We start from the raw sequence: 13,638 nt of genomic DNA, 5'->3' as shown, positions 1-13,638 counted from the left end.
GGGTATTAATAGGGGACGGGTCGACACAAAAACGTCACATTCTACCTCGTCGGAGGCATGCGATGCCGCATGCGCATCCGAACAGATGGAAATCGGTGCGTCAGTATTGCGGACCGGCCAGATTGTCGAACTTCGTGTAGGCACCGATGAACGCCAGACGGACGTGGCCGATAGGACCGTTACGCTGCTTCGCGATGATGATTTCGGCCGTGCCTTTGTCCGGGGTGTCGGGGTTGTAGACTTCGTCGCGGTAGATGAACAGGATGATGTCGGCGTCCTGTTCGATTGCACCCGATTCGCGCAAATCCGACATGACCGGACGCTTGTTCGGGCGTTGTTCGAGACTTCGGTTGAGCTGCGAGAGCGCAATCACCGGCACGTTCAACTCTTTGGCAAGGCCTTTGAGCGAACGCGAAATTTCGGAAATTTCGGTCGCACGGTTTTCGCCGCCGCCCGAGCCGCTCATCAGCTGCAAGTAATCGATGATGATCAGACCGAGCTTGCCGCACTGACGTGCCAGACGTCGCGCACGCGCACGCAGTTCCATCGGGTTGAGCGCAGGCGTTTCGTCGACGAACAGTTGCGTCTCGTTCATCTTCTGCATCGCGTGCGTGAGCTTCGGCCAGTCCTCGTCGACCAGCTTGCCGGTACGCAGACGATGCTGATCGAGGCGCCCCACCGAACCCAGCATACGCATGGCCAGCTGCGTCCCCGGCATTTCCATCGAGAACACGGCAACGGGCAAGCCCTCTTCCACCGCGATGTGTTCGCCGATGTTCATCGAGAACGTCGTCTTACCCATCGACGGACGACCGGCTACGATGATCAGATCGCCGCCGTTGAAACCGGACGTCATGCGATCCAGATCGACGAAGCCCGTCGGAATACCGGTAATGTCGCTGCCGCCTTCACGGTGGTACAGCTCATCGATACGCTCGACCACTTGCGTGAGCAGCGGTTGCAGTTCGAGGAAGCCGTTGGTGCTGCGCGAGCCCTCTTCCGCAATCGCGAAGACTTTCGCCTCCGCCTCGTCGAGCATCTGACGCACTTCCTTGCCCTGCGGATTGAAAGCATCCGAAGCAATTTCGTCGGCCACCGTCACGAGCTTACGCAGCACCGCACGGTCGCGCACGATTTCCGCGTAACGGCGAATGTTCGCCGCACTCGGGGTGTTCTGCGCGAGGGCGTTCAGGTAGGCCAGTCCACCCACGTCCTCGGCTTTGCCAGCGGAGGTGAGCGATTCAAAGACGGTGATCACGTCGGCAGGTCGGTCGCTGGAGATCAGACGGCCGATGTGCTGATAGATCTGACGATGGTCGTAGCGGTAGAAGTCCGACTCGGACAAGAAGTCGCCGATGCGATCCCAGGCGCTGTTATCGAGCAGCAGACCGCCGAGCACGGATTGTTCCGCCTCGATGGAGTGCGGTGGCACCTTGAGCGAATCGAGCTGGGGATCGGGCGCGTTCATGCCGGGCATTATACCGTCCCCGCGATCCCGGTCGGCCCCGCCAAAATCGCGCTTGCGCGACGACTTTTCAGGACGTTGTTTGTTCAGCAGTTTCCCTGGAGGCAGCATAAGGTGGCGCTATCGAACGATGACTTGGATGGAAGGGAGCGAGCAACCGGGAGGCGGTCGGCGTAAGGCAATGCGAGACCGGCGACCGGATATTCCGGCAGCCAACACAACGGAACGGACGGACATAAAAAAACGGAAGCCGGTACTCCGACTTCCGTCTTTTAATCGCGTCGGGAAGCTGACGCGGGTACGACTTAGGCGTGCTCGCCCAGCACCGACACGGTGACGTCGATCACGACGTCGGTGTGCAGCGCCACTTGAACCGGGAAATCACCCACGGTCTTGAGCGGGCCGTTCGGCAGACGCACTTGCATCTTCTCAACCTTGAAACCTTGGGTGCCCAGGGCTTCGGCGATGTCGAAGTTGGTGACCGAACCGAACAGACGGCCGTCAACACCAGCCTTCTGCGAGATTTGCACGGTCAGACCCGACAGCTTTTCGCCTTCGGTTTGAGCAGCAGCCAGCTTGTCGGCGGCAGCCTTTTCCAGTTCGGCGCGGCGAACTTCGAATTCGGCGATCGCGTCCTTGGTGGCGCGGCGAGCCTTCTTCGTCGGGATCAGGAAGTTACGTGCGAAACCATCCTTGACCTTCACGATGTCGCCCAGGTTACCCAGGTTGACGACCTTTTCCAGCAGAATCACTTGCATTATCTATTCTCCTTCGTCGACTGGCGATTAAGCACCGTGCAGATCGGTGTACGGCAGCAGCGCGAGGAAACGCGCACGCTTGATGGCCGTATCGAGCTGGCGCTGGTAGTGCGCCTTGGTGCCCGTCAGGCGAGCCGGGGTGATCTTGCCGTTGTCGCCGATGAAGTCCTTCAGCGTTTCGACATCCTTGTAATCGATCTGCTCGACACCAGCGACGGTGAAGCGGCAGAACTTCTTGCGCTTGAACAGCGGGTTTTGCTGTTGGCGGCGGCGATCAAACTTCTTGTTTTTACCGTTAGGACGCGGCATGTTCAACAATCCTTTTCAAATGCTTGCAATGCTGTGATGTGAAACACCAGGGTGCGGCTATTGCGATGCTTCTTAGCCAGAAACCCTGCCCACTGGGCCGGTTTCTCGAGTCCCAATGCCATGACTTTGGCACTGATGGGACCGATCGCAACTGCCGGTATCGAGAACTCGACCTGACGGGCCACGCCCGCCTCTTCGGCAGTTCCCTCGTGCGCCAGCGTGACATCGATCACGGGAAGCCCGGCCGGGGTATAGCGCAGCGTGCCGATTTCGACGATGCTGGCCTCGAGCCGTAAGCGATTCACGCGTTCAATGTTTCCGTTGGCACCCTGATGCGTTCCGGTGCGCTAATTACGAAGCAGCAGCTTCGGTCGCGGGCGTCGCGGCAGCCTTCTTGGCTTCTTCGCGGGCCACTTCCTTCATCATCGGCGACGGTGCGGTCTCAGCCTTCTTCATCTTGACGACGAGGTGGCGCAGAACGGCGTCGTTGAACTTGAATGCGTGTTCCAGCTCGTCCAGGGTTTCCTGGTCGCATTCGATGTTCATGCAAACGTAGTGAGCCTTAGCCAGCTTTTCGATCATGTAAGCCAGTTGACGACGGCCCCAGTCTTCGACGCGGTGGATCTTGCCCTGACGGGTTTCGACCGTGCCACGATAGCGCTCGATCATTGCAGGCACTTGCTCGCTCTGATCGGGGTGAACGATAAATACGATTTCATAATGACGCATAGGGTGCTCCTTATGGACAAAGCTGCCTGGGCGTCAGAACCAGTGCAGCAAGGTTGCAGAACCCGCGATTCTAGCGGATTTCATGTCGAGCATCAACTCCCACTCGATCAGCCGTTCTCCAGCCAGTAATTCGGACGCGCATAAATCTGCCGCAACTGTTCGATGAACAGCCGCACCCGCGCGGGCTGGAAGCGCTGCTGTGGGTATACGGCGAGGATGTCGTAATCGGGCAGCGCATATTCGTCCAGCACGGTCTCCAGCTCCCCGGACTGCAACTCGCGCTGGATTTCCCACGTCGAGCGCCAGCCGAGTCCCAGCCCTTCGAGGGCCCAGCGGTGCAGCAACTCGCCGTCGTTGCAGTCGAGACTACCGGCTACGCGAATCGTCACGAGCTTGCCCTGCCGCTTGAAGTACCAGCCGCGCTGTTGCCCGCCCTGAAGGTTGAACGCCAGACAATTGTGCTTCGCCAGATCCTCCAGCGTCTTGGGACGGCCGTGGCGCGCGAAGTACGCGGGTGTGCCGCACACCACGCGCCGGTTCTGCGCGAGTTTGACTGCAACGAAGTTCGGGTCGACGGAGCCGCCGATACGAATCCCCATGTCGTAGCCCTCGCGCACGATATCCACCACGCGATCCGTCAGATTGAAAGAGATCTGCACTTCGGGATGCAGGCGCAGGAACGCCGGCGCGTGCGGGGCGACGTGCTTGCGGCCGAACGCCGCTGGGGCCGAAACGATCAGGTGACCGGAGACGGCGTGCCGACCGGCACTGATTTCGTTCTCCGCCATCTCCCAGTCGCCGAGCAACTGCTTGCAGCGCTCCAGAAAAGCGCCGCCCTCTTCCGAGAGCGCCAGTCGGCGCGTCGAACGGTACATGAGCTTGATGCCGAGACGCTTTTCGAGCGCGTCGATGCGCCGCCCGAGGATCACCGGCGAGACCCCCTCCTTGAGCGCCGCCGCGGCCAGACTGCCGGCTTCGGCCACCTGCACGAAGGTTTCGATCTGTTTGTAGCGGTCCATCACGTCTCCATTCGATACTTTTTGTTCTTAAAAAAACGATCTTTTGTGATCTTATCAAACAAATCGTACCGGCTTAAAGTGACCTCCAACAAGATTCATCCCTATAAGTCCCGTATTCGTCATTACCCATTGGAGGAGTCACATGGCCAAGATGACCGCCGTAGAGGCCGCCGTCCGCGTGCTGGAGAAGGAAGGCATCACTACCGCATTCGGCGTGCCCGGCGCCGCCATTAACCCGTTCTACTCGGCCTTGCGCAAGGCTGGCAGCGTCGAGCACGTGCTCGCCCGCCACGTCGAAGGCGCATCGCACATGGCCGAAGGCTACACGCGTGCAGAAGCTGGCAACATCGGCGTTTGTATCGGAACGTCGGGCCCCGCAGGCACGGACATGATCACCGGCCTGTACTCGGCACAAGCCGACTCCATCCCGATTCTGTGCATTACGGGTCAGGCGCCGCGCGCCCGCCTGTACAAGGAAGATTTCCAGGCCGTCGACATCGAGTCGATCGCCAAGCCGGTCACGAAGTGGGCCGTGACGGTTCGTGAGCCGGCCCTTGTGCCGCGCGTGTTCCAGCAAGCGTTCCACCTGATGCGCTCGGGCCGTCCGGGTCCGGTGCTCATCGACCTGCCGTTCGACGTGCAGGTCGCCGAGATCGAATTCGATCCCGACACGTACGAACCGCTGCCGGTGTACAAGCCTGCTGCGACGCGTGCACAGGCCGAGAAGGCCATTCAGATGCTGGTCGCGTCGGAGCGTCCGCTCATCGTGTCGGGTGGCGGTGTGATCAACGCCGACGCCGCCGATCTGCTCGTCGAATTTGCCGAGACGGTGAACGTGCCGGTCGTGCCCACGCTCATGGGCTGGGGCACCATCGCCGACGACCATCCGCTCATGGCCGGCATGGTCGGCCTGCAAACGTCGCATCGCTTTGGCAATGCCACGATGCTCGCGTCCGACTTCGTGATGGGCATCGGCAACCGCTGGGCAAACCGTCACACCGGTAGCGTGGATGTCTTCACGCAGGGTCGCAAGTTCGTGCACGTCGATATCGAGCCGACGCAAATCGGCCGCGTGTTCGGCCCGGACTACGGCATCGTCTCCGACGCCAAGGCCGCCCTTACGCTGTTCGTCGAAGTCGCCAAGGAACTGAAGGCCGCCGGTCGTCTGCCGGACCGCTCGCAATGGGTTGCCGACTGCCAGAAGCGCAAGCGCACCATGCTGCGCCGCTCGGACTTCGATCAGGTGCCTATCAAGCCGCAACGCGTGTATCAGGAAATGAACGCCTTCTTCGGCCGCGACGTGCGCTACGTCTCGACGATCGGTCTGTCGCAGATCGCCGCCGCACAGTTCCTGCACGTGAACAAGCCGCGCCACTGGATCAACTGCGGTCAGGCAGGCCCGCTGGGCTGGACCGTGCCGGCCGCCATCGGTGCGAAGGTCGCATCGCCGTCGTCGGACGTCGTGGCCATCTCGGGCGACTACGACTTCCAGTTCATGATCGAAGAACTGGCCGTGGCCGCGCAGTTCAAGGTGCCGTACATCCACGTCGTGGTGAACAACTCGTACCTGGGTCTGATCCGTCAGGCACAGCGCAACTTCGACATGGACTACTGCGTGCAGCTCGCGTTCGAAAACGTGAACTCGCCGGAAGTGAACGGTTACGGCGTCGACCACGTGAAGGTGGCTGAAGGCCTCGGCGTGAAGGCGATCCGTGTGTTCCAGCCGAACGACATTCAGCCCGCGTTCGCTCAGGCACGCAAGCTGATGGCCGAGTTCTCCGTGCCGGTGATCGTGGAAGTGATTCTCGAGCGTGTGACCAACATCGCGATGGGCACCGAAATCAACAACATCAACGAGTTCGAAGAAATCGTCGACGTTGTGGAAGAAGACGACGCAGTGTCGGCATAAGCCCGCCAGCACTGCCAACGGTTTGCGGGGCGCATGCGTCCCCTCCGCTTTCGGCTAGACCCCGTGAAACGGCCAAAGCATGCGCTCCGCAACCTTGCAGTACTCCGCATTACCTTAGCTTCACCCAGCATTCACCCTTGCATCGAATCGTCGAAACCACCCCCTAAAAAAGAGAGAGAGGAGTCAGCGCAATGCCGAAATTTGCCGCCAACCTGACCATGCTGTTCAACGAGGTGCCGTTCCTCGACCGCTTCAAGGCGGCCGCCGCAGCGGGCTTTCGCGGCGTGGAGTTCCTGTTCCCGTACGCGTTTCATCGCGACCAGATCGCCGACAAGCTGAACCAGTATCAGCTCGACCTCGTGCTGCACAACCTGCCCGCCGGTAACTGGGATGCAGGCGAGCGCGGCATCGCCATCTTCCCCGATCGCGTGGCCGAATTCCGCGACGGCGTGGGCGAAGCCATCACCTATGCCAAGGCGCTGGGTGTGAAGCAACTGAACTGCCTCGTGGGCAAGCAAGGCGCCGATCTGTCGACGCAGGCCGCCACCGAAACGCTCGTGGGCAACCTGCGCTTCGCCGCCGACGCCCTCAAGGCCGAGGGCATCCGCCTGCTGGTCGAGCCGATCAACACGTACGACATTCCGGGCTTCTTCCTGAACCGTACGAAGCAGACGCTGGAAGTCTTCGACGCCGTCGGCTCGGACAACCTGTTCCTGCAGTACGACATCTATCACATGCAACGCATGGAAGGCGAGCTCGCCAAGACCATCGAGACGAATCTGGCGCGCATCGCTCACGTGCAGCTCGCCGACAACCCGGGCCGCAACGAGCCTGGCACGGGCGAGATCAACTACGCCTACCTGTTCGCGTTCCTCGACCGCATTGGCTACACGGGCTGGATCGGCTGCGAGTACAAGCCCGCAACGACCACCACCGACGGCCTCGGCTGGTTCAAGGCCGCAGGCCTGCGCGAAGCCGCATAAGCCGACGTCAGCGAACTTAAGTCAGCGTAACCCTCGCAATAACCGACCGGGTTTCGACGAGGAAGGGCCCCGCCGGCCGCATGCAGGGGGCATGCGGCCGGAGCACGGGGGATGTGTGAACGCTCATTGCCTGTAGCACTCACGCACCCAAGCCCCACCCGTCCAACGGTCGGCAACAACAACTTCAAACTTTGGCAACAAGGAGTCTCGAAATGGCACAACTCGGTTTTATTGGTCTGGGCATCATGGGCGCGCCGATGGCGAAGCATCTGCAAAACGCCGGTCACAAGCTGTTCCTGTACGAGCGTCGCACGCCCCCGCAAGACCTGATCGACGGTCAGGCCACCGTTTGCACGTCGGCCAAGGAAGTGGCCAAGCGCGCCGATATCGTGTTCGTGATGGTGCCGGACACCCCTGACGTCGGCGCAGTGCTGTTCGGCCAGGACGGTCTGGCAGAAGGTCTGACGGCTGGCAAGATCGTCGTCGACATGAGCTCGATCTCGCCGATCGAAACGAAGGAATACGCCAAGAAGATCAAGGCACTCGGCTGTGAATACCTCGACGCCCCGGTCTCGGGTGGCGAAGTCGGCGCGAAGGCCGCGTCGCTGTCGATCATGGTCGGTGGCTCGCAAGCCGCGTTCGACGACGTGAAGCCGTTCTTCGAACTGATGGGCAAGAACATCACGCTCGTGGGCGACAGCGGTGCCGGTCAGACCTGCAAGGTCGCCAACCAGATCGTGGTCGCACTGACGATCGAAGCCGTGGGCGAAGCCCTGCTGTTCGCGTCGAAGGCCGGTGCAGATCCCGCGAAGGTGCGTGCAGCCCTGATGGGTGGCTTCGCTTCGTCGCGCATTCTGGAAGTGCACGGCGAGCGCATGGTCAAGCGCAACTTCGAACCGGGCTTCCGCATCGCACTGCACCAGAAGGATCTGAACCTGGCGCTGCAAACGGCGAAGACCCTCGGTGTGTCGCTGCCGAACACGGCCACGGCGCAAGAACTGTTCAATGCCTGCGCAGCCAACGGCGGCGCAGCATGGGATCACTCGGGCATGGTGCGCGCGCTGGAAATGCTCGCGAACCACACCGTCGCCTGAGACTGAAAGACAGGCCCCGCCGCGATGTCGTGTCGCGGCGCGAAGCCGCACCGCGTATTTCGCGAGAAGACGAAGAAAGCGGCCTCAAGAAAAGCCGCAAGCAATAGCAGGGAGAGGTGGGAAATGGGGCGAGCGCGTCGACAGACGCCACGCCGAGCGTCACGGCGCCAGTCGAGCGAAAGCGCGACTCGCGCCGTATTTTTTTGCTTCGACTAAATACGCGTCAATACTCGTCGAACAGACTCTGCATACGCTCGCGCGGCACGCCCGCTTGCAGCGCCAGCATCAGCAGCACGCGCGCCTTGTACGGATGCAGGTTGCCGGTACTCACGAAGCCGTACTGATCGTCCGGCGCAGCGCCGTTATGCATGACGTGACCGCTCCCCACGCGCGACGCACGCACCACCGTCACACCGCGTTGCACCGCTTCGGCCAGCGCCTGTTGCAACAGCGAGTGCAGCGAGCCGTTGCCGGTCCCGGCGACCACAATGCCCTGCACGCCCGCTTCCACCAGCGCGTCGACCGCAATGCGCGACACGCCCGCATAACTCGATACCACTTCCACCGCAGGCAACTCGCCGGATAGCCCGACGAATTCGCTCTCGACGGTGTGATATTGGAGCGGTTCGCGCTGAAACGCCACGCGCTCGTCCTGCACCCAGCCGATCACGCCGATTTCCGGCGAATGGAAGGCGTCGACCTTGTAGGTGCTCGTCTTGACGACGTCGCGTGCGCAGTGGATCTGGTTGTTGATGGCGACCATCACACCGCGTCCGGCCGAAATCGGGTCGGTCGCCACGCGCACGGCGTTGAGCAGATTGAGCGGGCCGTCTGCCGAGAGTGCCGTCGCGGGCCGCATGGCTGCGGTCATGACGACCGGCTTGCGGCTGTTGATCGTAAGGTGCAGGTAATACGCCGTCTCTTCGAGCGTATCGGTGCCATGCGTAATCACGGCACCGGCCACATCGGGCTGCGCCAGCAAGGCGTTCACGCGAGCGGCCAGCTTCTGCCAGAGCGACACACTCATGTCCTTGCTGTCAATCTGCGCGACCTGTTCGGCGTGAATGTGGGCCACGTTACCCAGCGCGGGCACGGCGGCGAGGAGATCCTGAACACCGAGCGCTCCGGCCTGATAACCGGCGGTACGCGTGGCGTCGGCCGCGCTGCCCGCAATCGTCCCGCCCGCGGCGAGCAGCGCAATGCGCGGCAATTCGCCCGAGGACACGGTGTAATGAGGAATCGGGTTGAATGAGGTCAATGTCATGCCAGCGATTGTATCCAATACTGCCCCGCTTCCCAATCCTTGCAATCGCTGAAAACATCGATCCCGCCACCAGGGCGGGATCGGGCTCAGCAGCACGCCAACATCCGGCGGGAAACGTCAGGCCGCAAACTCCAGCGCCTCGCGCAACTGCGTCGAGATTTCCTGCTCCTTGAGCGCAGGGGCGAGCATTTCGATGAAACGATACGCGTACGAGCGCAGGAACGCGCCGCGTCGCAGACCGATGCGCGTCGTGCTCGGCTCGAACGCATTCTCGAGTTCCAGCACGGCCAGATCCTGATCCTTGCGCGGATCGACCGCCATCGCCGCCACAATGCCGATGCCCAGCCCCAGTTCGACGTACGTCTTGATGACGTCCGTATCGAGCGCGGTGAGCACGATATCCGGCACCAGCCCCTGATCGGTGAACGCTTTGTCCACGTGTGAGCGGCCCGTGAAATCGCCGTCATACGTGATGATCGGGTATTCGGCGATGTCGGCGAGCGTCAGGTTCTCGCGGCCGACCAGCGGGTGCTCCTTCGGCACGACAGCCACGTGATGCCATGAATAGCACGGGAACGTGACGATGTCGGGAAAGCGATCAAGCGCCTCGGTCGTAATGCCGATATCCGCTTCGCCGTCGATGACCATCTGCGCGATCTGGCGCGGGCTGCCCTGGCGCAACGCCAGATGTACCTTCGGGAAGACGCTCGTGAACTGCTTGATCACCTGCGGAAGCGCATAGCGCGCCTGCGTGTGTGTGGTGGCGACCACAAGGTGCCCGCTGTCCTGATCGGCGAACTGACGCGCCACACGGCGCAGGTTCTCAGCGTCGAGCAGCATGCGCTCGATCAGTTGCAGCACCGCCTTGCCCGGCTCAGTCAGGCCCGTGAGGCGTTTGCCGCGACGCACAAAGACGTCCACGCCGAGCTCATCCTCCAGATCCTTGATCTGCTTGCTCACGCCCGATTGCGACGTGTACAGCGCACTGGCCGCTTCCGTCAGATTGAGGTTCTGCCGAACCGCTTCGCGCACGTAGCGCAATTGCTGGAAATTCATGATCTAACTCCGCCCTGTTGCTTGTCTGTCCGTGACGTCTATGGATGAAGTACCGCTTGTAGTTTTGACGTGTACCGCTCGTACAGCTCCCACCGCTGCTACCGCTCGTTATGCCTGCGCCGAAAACACGCGCAACTGACGCGGCACCGCGCGCAGCGTCGTCCCCGTGTCCGCGCCGAGGGACTTCCAGCCCGAGCGCGTGAGTTCGGCTTCCCACACGGCGTCGCCGGGTGCAGCAAGCTCCACACGCACCGTACCGCCCAGCGGAATCGCGCGGCGCACCGCCACGTCGATACCGGGGCCGCAGTCGCCCGCAGGCACCAATGCCAGATCATGCGGACGCACATACGCAATCGCGCGCCCGTCCTGCGGCACGGCAGGCAGATCGTCCTTGTGCACGGTGACGCGATACTTGCCCGCGTCCGCAATAAAGTCGTGCGTCTGCAACTCGCCCGACAGACGGTTCGCCGCGCCGAGAAACTCGTACACGAACGCACTCTCCGGGGTGTCGTAGACGTCCTGCGGTGCGCCGATCTGTTCAACCTTGCCCCGATTCATCAGCACGATGCGATCGGCCACTTCGAGCGCTTCTTCCTGATCGTGCGTGACGAAAATCGTCGTGATGTGAAGCTCGTCGTGCAAACGGCGCAGCCAGCTGCGCAATTCCTTGCGCACCTTGGCATCGAGCGCGCCGAACGGCTCATCGAGCAACAGCACCTTCGGCTCGACAGCCAGTGCACGTGCGAGCGCGATTCGTTGGCGCTGCCCGCCCGACAGCTCTGCCGGATAGTGATCGGCCAGCCAGTCCAGTTGCACGAGGCCCAGCAGCTCATGCACCTTGTTGCGAATCTGTGCGTCCGAGAGGCGATCGCGGCGCGACTTCACGCGCAGGCCGAACGCCACGTTCTCGAACACCGTCATGTGACGGAACAAGGCGTAGTGCTGAAACACGAAGCCGACCTGACGCTCGCGCGTGCCCACCGAAGCGACGTCCTCGCCGTTGAGGACCACGCGCCCCGCGTCGGCAAACTCCAGCCCGGCGACGATTCGCAGCAGCGTCGTCTTGCCGCAGCCCGACGGCCCGAGCAGCGCGACCAGTTCCCCCGTGGGGAATTCGAGACTGACGTCGTCGAGCGCGGCGAAGTCGCCGAAGTGTTTGGAAACCTGTTGTACCTGGATGCTCATTTGTCTTGCTCCTCGATGCTGTTCGACGCGACTTGTCTGCTATGCGTGAATATCCGCTCAGGCCTGCACGGCGTCTTCGCGACGCGCGGCCTTGTCCTGCGCCAGCTTGCGTTCCGCCCAGAGCTTCAGCCCCAGCGTGGCCAGTGCGAGCAGCGCGAGAATCGACGCCGCCGCAAATGCGCCAACCGTGTGGTAGTCGTTGTATTCAATTTCCACGTGCAGCGGCAGCGTGTTCGTCTCACCGCGAATGTGCCCCGAGACGACCGACACCGCCCCGAACTCGCCCATAGCGCGTGCGTTACAGAGAATCACGCCGTACAGCAGGCCCCACTTGATCTTCGGCAGCGTCACGCGCGTGAACACCTGCCAGCCGCTTGCGCCCAGCACGCGCGCCGCTTCTTCTTCCTCGCTGCCCTGCGCCTGCATCAGCGGAATCAGTTCGCGCGCAACGAACGGGAACGTGACGAACACCGTTGCAAGCACCAGTCCCGGCAATGCGAACACGATCTTCAGGTTGTGCGCGTCGAGAAAGTCCCACAGCGGACCCTGACGGCCAAAGATCAGCAGGAATGTGAGACCTGCTACAACCGGCGAGACGGAAAACGGCAAGTCGATGAGCGTTGTCAACACGCTCTTGCCCTTGAAATCGAAGCGCGCAATCGCCCACGACGCCGCCACCCCGAACACCAGGTTAAGCGGCACGGCGATGACCGCGATGAGCAACGTTAGACGTATCGCGGAGAGTGCGTCATCGTTTGTCAGCCCCTCCCAATACGGCGCGAGCCCTTTGCCCAGCGCAGTCACGAAGACCGACGCGAGCGGCAGCACCAGAAACAACGCGAAAAACAGCAGCGCCACCGCAATCAGGACGGCTTTGACGTACGCGGGCTCGTCGGTCGGATCGGCTTTGCGAGCCTTCACCGTTTGCGACACAGCGTGCGAGAGTGCGAGTGAATCGGACATGATCGAAACGTTCTCTTCGAGGTTCTTACATCACACGCCACTGGCGCGACGACCCGAATGGCGGCGTTGCAGCCACCATTGCAGCGTATTGATAAGTAACAGCAGCACGAACGAGATCAGCAGCATGACCACGGCGAGCGCCGCCGCGCCAGCGAAATCGTATTGTTCGAGCTTGGTCACGATCAGCAGCGACGTGATTTCCGAAACCATCGGAATGTTGCCCGCGATGAAAATGACCGAGCCGTACTCACCGACCGCACGGGCGAACGCCAGCGCAAACCCTGTGAGCAAGGCGGGCAGCACCGCCGGGAGAATCACGTGACGCAGCGTCTGCCAGCGAGTCGCGCCGAGGCATGCTGCGGCCTCCTCCTGCTCGCGCTCGAACTCTTCGAGCACCGGTTGCAGGGTGCGCACCACGAACGGCAGGCCGATGAACGTGAGCGCCACGAAAATACCCAGCGGCGTGAAGGCGATCTTGATGCCGAGCGGCTCGAACCAGCGCCCGATCCAGCCGTTCGGCGCGTAGATGGCGGCCAGCACGATGCCCGCGACCGACGTCGGCAAGGCGAACGGCAGGTCGATCAGCGCATCAACGAAGCGCTTGCCCGGGAACGTGTAGCGCACCAGCACCCACGCCAGGATGAAACCGAAAAATGCGTTCAGCGTTGCCGCCGCAAGCGAGATCCCGAACGTGAGGCGGTACGACGCCAGCACGCGCGGCGAACTCACTGCGGCGACGAAGCTCGCCCAGTCGAGCGAACTTGCCTTGATGAAGACCATCAGCAACGGCACCAGCACCACAAGGCTCAGGTACGCGACGGTGTAGCCCATCGTCAGGCCAAAGCCCGGCAAGGCACTTGGCTTGCGCCACATTGGAAAGAGTGCGGTACTCATGCGATGGTCC

14 protein-coding genes are annotated in these 13,638 nt (G+C 62.0%); 3 read left to right on the top strand and 11 right to left on the bottom strand.

The window, feature by feature from the left end; all coding sequences use genetic code 11:
• Positions 1-100: 100 nt before the first annotated feature.
• The 6 genes from PCO31010_RS23310 to PCO31010_RS23285 all read right to left on the bottom strand — a co-directional run bounded on the left by PCO31010_RS23310 (position 101) and on the right by PCO31010_RS23285 (position 4,280).
• Positions 101-1,468, bottom strand: a complete 1,368-nt coding sequence (locus PCO31010_RS23310; RefSeq protein ID WP_046293642.1) for a replicative DNA helicase — start codon at positions 1,466-1,468, stop codon at positions 101-103.
• 302 nt (positions 1,469-1,770) lie between these two features.
• Positions 1,771-2,223: a 50S ribosomal protein L9 gene (gene rplI, locus PCO31010_RS23305; RefSeq protein ID WP_150666356.1), complete on the bottom strand. Its 453-nt coding sequence runs from the start codon at positions 2,221-2,223 to the stop codon at positions 1,771-1,773.
• Positions 2,224-2,250: 27 nt separating this feature from the next.
• The gene (gene rpsR, locus PCO31010_RS23300) at positions 2,251-2,532 is read right to left on the bottom strand and encodes a 30S ribosomal protein S18 (protein WP_010803800.1); all 282 of its coding nucleotides are present in this window, start codon (positions 2,530-2,532) and stop codon (positions 2,251-2,253) included.
• Positions 2,533-2,534: 2 nt separating this feature from the next.
• Positions 2,535-2,837, bottom strand: a complete 303-nt coding sequence (gene priB / locus PCO31010_RS23295) for a primosomal replication protein N (RefSeq protein WP_044455532.1) — start codon at positions 2,835-2,837, stop codon at positions 2,535-2,537.
• Between the two features lie 46 nt (positions 2,838-2,883).
• Complete coding sequence (rpsF, locus tag PCO31010_RS23290) at positions 2,884-3,261, bottom strand: 30S ribosomal protein S6 (protein ID WP_150666355.1); 378 nt, start codon at positions 3,259-3,261, stop codon at positions 2,884-2,886.
• Between the two features lie 107 nt (positions 3,262-3,368).
• Entirely contained in the window at positions 3,369-4,280 is a 912-nt protein-coding gene (locus tag PCO31010_RS23285; RefSeq protein ID WP_039398832.1) for a LysR family transcriptional regulator, read from the bottom strand.
• A 142-nt stretch (positions 4,281-4,422) separates the two neighbouring features.
• Between PCO31010_RS23285 and gcl the strand changes: the two genes are divergently transcribed.
• The 3 genes from gcl to glxR all read left to right on the top strand — a co-directional run bounded on the left by gcl (position 4,423) and on the right by glxR (position 8,266).
• Positions 4,423-6,189 (top strand): glyoxylate carboligase, encoded by a 1,767-nt coding sequence (gene gcl, locus PCO31010_RS23280; RefSeq protein ID WP_150666354.1) that lies wholly within the window; start codon positions 4,423-4,425, stop codon positions 6,187-6,189.
• 191 nt (positions 6,190-6,380) lie between these two features.
• Complete coding sequence (hyi, locus tag PCO31010_RS23275) at positions 6,381-7,172, top strand: hydroxypyruvate isomerase (protein WP_150666353.1); 792 nt, start codon at positions 6,381-6,383, stop codon at positions 7,170-7,172.
• Positions 7,173-7,297: 125 nt separating this feature from the next.
• The gene (gene glxR / locus PCO31010_RS23270) at positions 7,298-8,266 is read left to right on the top strand and encodes a 2-hydroxy-3-oxopropionate reductase (protein WP_281357771.1); all 969 of its coding nucleotides are present in this window, start codon (positions 7,298-7,300) and stop codon (positions 8,264-8,266) included.
• Between the two features lie 223 nt (positions 8,267-8,489).
• Here the strand turns inward: glxR and PCO31010_RS23265 are convergent, their stop codons facing one another.
• The 5 genes from PCO31010_RS23265 to cysT all read right to left on the bottom strand — a co-directional run bounded on the left by PCO31010_RS23265 (position 8,490) and on the right by cysT (position 13,628).
• A complete protein-coding gene (locus tag PCO31010_RS23265; protein WP_150666352.1) occupies positions 8,490-9,530 on the bottom strand; it encodes an asparaginase in 1,041 nt (346 codons plus the stop codon).
• A 117-nt stretch (positions 9,531-9,647) separates the two neighbouring features.
• A complete protein-coding gene (locus tag PCO31010_RS23260) occupies positions 9,648-10,586 on the bottom strand; it encodes a CysB family HTH-type transcriptional regulator (RefSeq protein ID WP_039398842.1) in 939 nt (312 codons plus the stop codon).
• Positions 10,587-10,694: 108 nt separating this feature from the next.
• On the bottom strand, positions 10,695-11,771 hold the full coding sequence (locus PCO31010_RS23255; protein ID WP_150666351.1) for a sulfate/molybdate ABC transporter ATP-binding protein: 1,077 nt from the start codon (positions 11,769-11,771) through the stop codon (positions 10,695-10,697).
• A 57-nt stretch (positions 11,772-11,828) separates the two neighbouring features.
• A complete protein-coding gene (gene cysW, locus PCO31010_RS23250; protein ID WP_150666350.1) occupies positions 11,829-12,734 on the bottom strand; it encodes a sulfate ABC transporter permease subunit CysW in 906 nt (301 codons plus the stop codon).
• 30 nt (positions 12,735-12,764) lie between these two features.
• The gene (gene cysT, locus PCO31010_RS23245) at positions 12,765-13,628 is read right to left on the bottom strand and encodes a sulfate ABC transporter permease subunit CysT (protein WP_150666349.1); all 864 of its coding nucleotides are present in this window, start codon (positions 13,626-13,628) and stop codon (positions 12,765-12,767) included.
• Between the last annotated feature and the right edge of the window lie 10 nt (positions 13,629-13,638).

The organism is Pandoraea commovens (assembly GCF_902459615.1).
Classification (GTDB): domain Bacteria; phylum Pseudomonadota; class Gammaproteobacteria; order Burkholderiales; family Burkholderiaceae; genus Pandoraea; species Pandoraea commovens.
The sequence above is the reverse complement of the archived record's forward strand: the minus strand, read 5'-3'. Positions and strand labels throughout refer to the sequence as shown.

Bases quoted from the DNA above. Each gene is read 5' to 3' on its own strand.
- PCO31010_RS23255 (WP_150666351.1), bottom strand. From the start codon at position 11,771: ATGAGCATCCAGGTACAACAGGTTTCCAAACACTTCGGCGACTTCGCC.
- gcl (WP_150666354.1), top strand. From the start codon at position 4,423: ATGGCCAAGATGACCGCCGTAGAGGCCGCCGTCCGCGTGCTGGAGAAG.
- rpsF (WP_150666355.1), bottom strand. From the start codon at position 3,261: ATGCGTCATTATGAAATCGTATTTATCGTTCACCCCGATCAGAGCGAG.
- rplI (WP_150666356.1), bottom strand. From the start codon at position 2,223: ATGCAAGTGATTCTGCTGGAAAAGGTCGTCAACCTGGGTAACCTGGGC.
- PCO31010_RS23265 (WP_150666352.1), bottom strand. From the start codon at position 9,530: ATGACATTGACCTCATTCAACCCGATTCCTCATTACACCGTGTCCTCG.
- PCO31010_RS23285 (WP_039398832.1), bottom strand. From the start codon at position 4,280: ATGGACCGCTACAAACAGATCGAAACCTTCGTGCAGGTGGCCGAAGCC.
- hyi (WP_150666353.1), top strand. From the start codon at position 6,381: ATGCCGAAATTTGCCGCCAACCTGACCATGCTGTTCAACGAGGTGCCG.
- cysT (WP_150666349.1), bottom strand. From the start codon at position 13,628: ATGAGTACCGCACTCTTTCCAATGTGGCGCAAGCCAAGTGCCTTGCCG.
- cysW (WP_150666350.1), bottom strand. From the start codon at position 12,734: ATGTCCGATTCACTCGCACTCTCGCACGCTGTGTCGCAAACGGTGAAG.
- PCO31010_RS23310 (WP_046293642.1), bottom strand. From the start codon at position 1,468: ATGAACGCGCCCGATCCCCAGCTCGATTCGCTCAAGGTGCCACCGCAC.
- rpsR (WP_010803800.1), bottom strand. From the start codon at position 2,532: ATGCCGCGTCCTAACGGTAAAAACAAGAAGTTTGATCGCCGCCGCCAA.
- PCO31010_RS23260 (WP_039398842.1), bottom strand. From the start codon at position 10,586: ATGAATTTCCAGCAATTGCGCTACGTGCGCGAAGCGGTTCGGCAGAAC.